The organism is Pseudomonas sp. SDO52101_S400 (assembly GCF_054071635.1).
Genome location: NZ_JBSVWF010000168.1, coordinates 1 through 270, shown reverse-complemented (window position 1 = coordinate 270; position 270 = coordinate 1). Strand labels below are relative to the sequence as shown.

The following is a 270-nucleotide window of genomic DNA, read 5'->3' as shown; positions in this document are numbered from 1 at the left end:
GGGCCGGCACGTCAAAAGCTTTACTCGAGCTAACGCTCATCGTGTTGAGTGGTGGGAGCGAAAGCAGAAGCTGAAACTGAAACTGAAACTGAAACTGAAACTGAAACTGAAGCAGGAGCAGAAGAAGGGGAGGAAGCAAAGGAAGCAAAGGAAGCAAAGGAGGCAGAGGAAGCACGATTCGAGTTGCATGCATTTTATAACCCGAGTTCACCTCGGTATGTCACGTCGGCGTACCTCTCCCAAACAACTCGGTCAGTCCCCTCTCCCTCC

The 270-nt window shown here is 51.5% G+C and carries 1 protein-coding gene; it reads left to right on the top strand.

Going from position 1 to position 270, the window contains the following annotated elements:
- Positions 1–51: 51 nt before the first annotated feature.
- Positions 52–270 (top strand): hypothetical protein (locus ACW9HX_RS29195; RefSeq protein ID WP_457383226.1); only part of this gene is annotated, 219 nt, incomplete at its 3' end.